Raw genomic sequence first — 6,033 nt, 5'->3', positions numbered from 1 at the left:
TGGGACGATCAAAGGAGCGTGCGTTTGAACAAAAAGAAAAAGTCCACAAACACTTCCCCCTATCCCGATGAAGTCATTGACCGTCTAGCACGGGCATTCTACCCGGCCACCCTTGCCTGTTGGAACAGCGAGGAAGGCCAAAGGGAGTTTGCCGCATGGCAGGCGGAACAGGCTCATCATACCCCCAGCAAAGAAAAACAGAGCGTTCCCGACTGCTGGGTATCCGTAAAACAGTTTTCGAAAAATGACACGGCAACTGCCTGTCAGGATTGGTTACGGAGTACCCGGCTAGGCCGAGGAAGCATCAAGTCCCATGTCCGCACCGTTAAGGTGTTGGGTATGGGGCTTTTTGCATTTCAGGAACGTATACACCTCTGGAAAGGTGTAACACACTAGACTTTGTACCAAAGTCGTGTGCCAAGGGTGCTGCGCCCCTTTGGAATCCCTGCTTACATCGCCTGTGGGCGATGTAGATTCGCCGCACAGAAAGCTCTCACAAAAGGCACACCCGGCTGTCTGCGGCGAGGAGAAGGCACTTCTGCGGAAGTGTAATAACCCACTATGACACTTTCATCCCTGTGGTCTGCAAAGTGTAGTGGGCTCTCCGAGGGGGAACGGCTGTATAGAGTGCGTTTCGGGCAAATCGCCGCATACGTGTATACGGAAGATGGGTACGCACGTACGCAGTAAATCGGCCAAGTTCTCCCATGTAGAGGGTGTAATTTCGATAAAGAACGTGGTATAATTGACTCAACAAATCGATTTGTGGAGGCGATTATTTATGAAAAAAGAAACCAAGAAATCTATCTTATTCTATGCAGCTTCTGCTCTGTTATATATGGCTTCACTTATTAGCTTCATAAGTGGAAATGATAATTCTATGGCTGTTGTATGGTTGTGTCTTGGTTCATCATTTCTTTGCCTTGGCTCGACGCATCTTTGTTTAGGTTTGTCTCGTAAGAAAAAGGGAAACGACAAAACCGATGCAAGCAATAAATAAATTCCTAGTATATCGCACTCACTCCTAAGCAGGGTTTGGGGCAGGCACGCCCCAACAAGAAGCTGTCCCAAAAGGGCAAGAATTTTCAAGAATTGAAAATTTGTGGCCACGGGACGATTCTTGCTCTCACGAAAACCCATACTTTTTGAAAATCCGCTTTTCGCAGCCAAAGGAGGATGCACCATGAAAAAAGAGATCGAAGCCTTCGTCAACGCAGCCAACGAGCAGGAGTTGGAAGCCGCATGGAATAACCTCTCGGCAGAGGAACAGCGAGTTTTCGAGCAGCTCATGGAGGAAGAACCACCCGAAGATGCACTGGCATTTTTCGCACAGCTGTATGATGATGCCCCGAAAGAGCAGACCAGCGAGACTGTGAACATCTCCGAAAATGAAATCTATTTCAAGCGGAAGCCCTTGACCGAAGAGCAGAAGAAACACAGCTCTTATGTGGACGAGAACGGCAACCTCCATGTCAAGAACCTGTCCGCTTTCTGGATTCCAGAACTGACCACCACGGAGAAAGTCGGTCACACCACCTACACCGTGACCGGCAGCTATGAGGGCAAGGAGTCCTTTTTGAAGAAGCTGGAGCGCATTGTTGCCAAGAACGCCCAGCAAAAATTTGAAGATGAGGGTGCAGACGAATGACAACTGCGTCCAATTCTGCTATACTTGACCCGGTAACCAATCCTGTACCGACAGTTGCTCCACAGAGTAAGGAGGACACAACAATGTCTGGAGCAACGAATAAAATCACCGCACTTTACTGCCGACTGTCGCAAGAGGACGCACGGCTCGGCGAAAGCCTGTCCATTGAGAACCAGAAGGCTATTCTTCTGGAATACGCTAAGAAGAATCACTTTCCGAACCCGGTGTTCTTTGTGGACGATGGATATTCCGGCACGAACTACGACCGCCCCGGCTTTCAGAGTATGCTGGTCGTGATTGAAGCGGGGCGTGTAGGAATCGTTATCACGAAGGATTTGTCCCGACTGGGACGCAATTCTGCCTTGACAGGTCTGTACACAAACTTCACTTTTCCCCAGTATGGCGTTCGCTACATTGCCATTAACGACAACTACGACACCATTGACCCGAACAGCGTAAACAACGATTTTGCGGGCATTAAGAACTGGTTCAACGAGTTTTACGCCCGTGATACCAGCCGCAAGATTCGGGCTGTTCAGAAGGCCAAGGGAGAGCGTGGAGTACCGCTGACGGTCAATGTGCCGTACGGCTATGTGAAAGACCCGGAGAACCTGAAACATTGGCTTGTTGATCCAGAAGCGGCTGCAATCGTGAAGCGCATCTTCTCCATGTGCATGGAAGGCCGTGGCCCGACCCAAATTGCAAACCAACTGTGGGTGGACAAAGTTCTGACTCCCACCGCCTATAAGTTGAGCCATGGCCTGAGTACGAACTCACCCGCCCCGGAAGACCCTTATCGCTGGGATAAAAGAGCAGTAAGTTCGATTCTGGAACGACTGGAGTACACTGGCTGCACAGTCAACTTTAAGACCTATACTAACTCTATCTGGGATAAAAAGAGACATCTGAATCCCGTGGAAAATCAGGCTATCTTCCCGGATACACATGAGCGCATTATTGACGATGATGTGTTTGAAAAGGTTCGGGAGATTCGTAGCCAGCGTCACCGCATGACCCGGACAGGCAAGAGCAGCATTTTCTCCGGTATGGTCTACTGCGCTGACTGCGGTTCCAAGATGCAATATGGTTCGTCCAATCACAGGGACTTCAGTCAAGACTTCTTTGATTGCTCTCTGCACAAGAAGAACGGGAGCAAGTGCAAGGGACACTTCATCCGGGTAAAGGTTTTGGAGGGCCGTGTGCTAAGCCATGTTCAGCGGGTGACGGACTACATCCTCTGTCATGAGGACTACTTCCGCAAGGTCATGGAGGAGCAGCTTCGGGTGGAAAGCACCGAAAAGCTGACTGTCCTGAAGAAGCAGCTTGCCCGGAATGAGAAGCGGATCGCAGACCTCAAACGGCTGTTCATGAAGATTTACGAGGACAATGTTAACGGAAAGCTTAGCGATGACCGCTTCGACATGATGAGTCAGAGCTACGATGCCGAACAGAAGCAGCTGGAAGAGGAAGTTCTCTCCATCCAGCAGGAAATTGAAGTACAGGAACAGCAGATCGAGAATATTGAAAAGTTCGTCCAGAAAGCGCACAAGTACGTTCATATTGAAGAACTCACCCCTTATGCTCTCCGTGAACTGGTGTCGGCCATCTATGTGGATGCCCCGGATAAGTCCAGCGGAAAGCGGGTGCAGCACATCCATATTAAGTATGATGGGCTGGGGTACATCCCTCTGGATGAACTGGAAGCAAAAGAAAAGGCGTGACCGAAGTCACGCCAAATCTTCCCCATTTCGGGAGCTTTTGCAAATACTGTTTTATGGGAACTCTGCTACGGGGAACGCCCTGTTGTACATATCGCTATCATATGTGGATTTTGGCAGGGTGCGTCCTATTCAGGGGCGCACCCTGTTTTTGTTTTGCCTTTAATTTTCTAACCCATGACTTCCAGCCACATTCCTCAAATATTCCTTCGGATCGCCATTCAGAATCAAATCCGCATAGCCCAGTGGGTCATTGTAGATGAGATAGTCCAGTTCTGACCGTTGCGCCATGGTCACGTCCAGCGCATCCTCGACCCCGGTGCAGTCGATGGATATTTTTCTTCCATCCCGGAGCAGCAGTTCCACGCAGCCGGTGTCCATGTTGAATTTGCAGGTTCTTTCATCGTACTTCATGCTCGTGTCCTTTCTACCTTACGGCACTCTTACCGTGGTCTGTCGTGCTTTTTTTGTGATAAGGTCTAGGACGTTTTTCGATGGAAGCAAGGGATTCGTTCTGTTTTCCGAAGAATACAAAAAATCCGAACCCTTCTCCTATTGGAAAAAAGTTCGGATTTTGTTGTTGTGGTGCGAGTAGTGATACAGCACTTTTTGAAAACCATCGTAGTACAATTTGTTTTTGAGGTCATCGGATAGCAACTTGCTTGTATCGCACCCCCATGGGCGGCTGTATTGAAAAAACAGCTGCCTTTTATATACCACACAACCCAAAAATTATCAAGTACGCGCAGCGTTCACTTCTCCCATCACCGGGAGCAAATGGACGCTGCTTTTTTTGTTTACAGCGAAAGGAGGCATCCGTGAAATGGCAGTTTTTCGGGTAGAAAAGAACAGCGGCTACACGGTCATGTCAAACCACCACCTGCGGAACCGGGCCTTGTCCCTGAAAGCCAAAGGCTTACTCTCCCAAATGCTCTCCCTGCCGGAAGATTGGGACTACACCCTGCAAGGGCTGACCCGTATCAACCGGGAAAGCATTGACGCAATACGGCAGGCCATCCGGGAACTGGAACAGGCGGGCTACATCCAGCGTTCCAGAGAACGGGACGAGAAAGGGCGGCTGCGCGGTGCAGACTATGTGATCTTCGAGCTGCCGCAGCCTGTCCCTGCATCGGTTTCACCTACATTGGAAAATCCAACGTTGGAGAATCCCACGCAGGAAAACCCTACGTTGGAAAATCCAATGCAATTAAATAAAGATAAACTAATTACAGAAAAACAAAAGAAAGAGGGATTAAATACCGATTCCATTCCTATCCATTCCCCAAACCCCTTGCCTTTGGACGAGGACGAGGCAGCGGCACCGCCGCCGGAACGGACAGGAAGCCGAAAGGAAGCAGCCTATCAAATCTACCGGGACCTGATTTTGGAGAACATCGAGTATGACACCCTCACCCAGAATCCCCGGATAGACCGGGAGCAGCTGGACGAGATCGTGGACATCCTGCTGGAAACGGTCTGCACTTCCCGCAAGTCCATCCGGGTTGCCGGGGACGATTATCCGGCAGAGCTGGTTAAGGCCAAGTTTCTGAAACTGGACAGCCATCACATTGAGTTCGTCATGGACTGCCTGCGGGACAACACCACCAAAGTCCGCAACATCAAGCAATACCTGCGGGCCATGCTTTTCAACGCACCCAGCACCATCAACAGCTACTATGCGTCCCTTGTGGCGCACGATATGGCACAGCCCGATTGGGGCCGCCTGCCCAACACCTAACCGAAAGGAGCGTCCACCCATGAGAACCCTTTACCTGCGGCGGCTGGTGGTTCCACCCTAGCTGCCGCTCTGAATTTTCTGCAACAAGGAGGGATTCATATTGCAGGAAGAAGTCACCCAGAAAACTATTGCCCTGTCCATGAAAACGGGCAAGCTCACCGCCCAAGCGCTGCAAGCTGCCCTGAAAAAATATTTGCAGCACCGGGCCAAGGGGCCAAAGCTGCACCACGGCAAGCAAAGCCTGAAACAGCTGAAAGCCCACGGCGCGGCCCTGACCAACATTGAAGTCACGGAAGCGAACATCGGGGCGTTCAAGCCCTGCGCCAAGAAGTACGGCGTGGACTTCACCTTGCGTAAGGACAAGACCACCCAGCCGCCCCACTACATCGTGATCTTCAAGGCCAAGGATACGGACAATCTGGAACAGGCGTTCCGGGAGTTCACAGCCAAAACGCTCTCCAAGGAGCAGCGGCCCTCCATCCGCAAGGTGCTGACCGCAGCCAAGCAGAGAGCGGCCCAGCAGCCGAAACGTGCGAAAGAAAAAATCAAGCAAAGGGAGCTGGAACGATGAAGCCTGAACTAAAAAAGCTGCTGGTGCTGAATCTGCCGTATCTGCTGTTCGTGTACCTGTTCGCCAAATGCGGGCAGGCATACCGTCTGGCGGCGGGCGCGGATGCTTCGGCCAAGCTGCTCCACCTGACGAACGGCATCTCTGCTGCCTTTGCAAACCCGCTGCCCAGCCTGCATCCGTTTGACCTCTGCGTAGGCCTTGCCGGGGCGGTGGCTGTCCGGCTCATCGTGTACAGCAAGGGCAAGAACGCCAAGAAGTACCGCAAGGGTGAGGAATACGGTTCTGCCCGGTGGGGAACTCCGAAGGACATTGAGCCGTTCATGGCACCAAAGTTCGCCGACAACATCATCCTAACCAA

6 protein-coding genes and 2 pseudogenes are annotated in these 6,033 nt (G+C 51.3%); 7 read left to right on the top strand and 1 reads right to left on the bottom strand.

Going from position 1 to position 6,033, the window contains the following annotated elements:
- The 4 genes and pseudogenes from WMO44_RS14230 to WMO44_RS14215 all read left to right on the top strand — a co-directional run.
- Positions 1-396: pseudogene (locus tag WMO44_RS14230) on the top strand (hypothetical protein); the annotation flags it as partial.
- A gap of 385 nt (positions 397-781) precedes the next feature.
- On the top strand, positions 782-1,000 hold the full coding sequence (locus tag WMO44_RS14225; RefSeq protein WP_080545308.1) for a hypothetical protein: 219 nt from the start codon (positions 782-784) through the stop codon (positions 998-1,000).
- 183 nt (positions 1,001-1,183) lie between these two features.
- The gene (locus WMO44_RS14220) at positions 1,184-1,648 is read left to right on the top strand and encodes a hypothetical protein (protein ID WP_112120869.1); all 465 of its coding nucleotides are present in this window, start codon (positions 1,184-1,186) and stop codon (positions 1,646-1,648) included.
- The gene (locus WMO44_RS14215) at positions 1,645-3,369 is read left to right on the top strand and encodes a recombinase family protein (RefSeq protein WP_435387741.1); all 1,725 of its coding nucleotides are present in this window, start codon (positions 1,645-1,647) and stop codon (positions 3,367-3,369) included. The genes WMO44_RS14220 and WMO44_RS14215 overlap by 4 nt, the downstream gene beginning before the upstream one ends.
- 159 nt (positions 3,370-3,528) lie before the next feature.
- On the opposite strand, the gene WMO44_RS14210 is transcribed toward WMO44_RS14215, so the two are convergent.
- The gene (locus WMO44_RS14210) at positions 3,529-3,780 is read right to left on the bottom strand and encodes a DUF6061 family protein (RefSeq protein WP_349152969.1); all 252 of its coding nucleotides are present in this window, start codon (positions 3,778-3,780) and stop codon (positions 3,529-3,531) included.
- A 409-nt stretch (positions 3,781-4,189) separates the two neighbouring features.
- Between WMO44_RS14210 and WMO44_RS14205 the strand changes: the two genes are divergently transcribed.
- From WMO44_RS14205 to WMO44_RS14195, 3 genes and pseudogenes are all read left to right on the top strand, one after another.
- Positions 4,190-5,104 carry a DUF6017 domain-containing protein gene (locus WMO44_RS14205; RefSeq protein ID WP_349152968.1) on the top strand — a complete coding sequence of 305 codons (915 nt, stop codon included), beginning with the start codon at positions 4,190-4,192 and terminating at the stop codon, positions 5,102-5,104.
- 100 nt (positions 5,105-5,204) lie between these two features.
- Complete coding sequence (locus WMO44_RS14200; RefSeq protein WP_349152967.1) at positions 5,205-5,675, top strand: PcfB family protein; 471 nt, start codon at positions 5,205-5,207, stop codon at positions 5,673-5,675.
- Positions 5,672-6,033, top strand: a pseudogene (locus tag WMO44_RS14195) (VirD4-like conjugal transfer protein, CD1115 family); the annotation flags it as partial. The gene WMO44_RS14200 and the pseudogene WMO44_RS14195, both read left to right, overlap by 4 nt.

The organism is Faecalibacterium tardum (genome assembly GCF_040096515.1).
GTDB lineage: Bacteria > Bacillota > Clostridia > Oscillospirales > Ruminococcaceae > Faecalibacterium > Faecalibacterium tardum.
The sequence above is the reverse complement of the archived record's forward strand: the minus strand, read 5'-3'. Positions and strand labels throughout refer to the sequence as shown.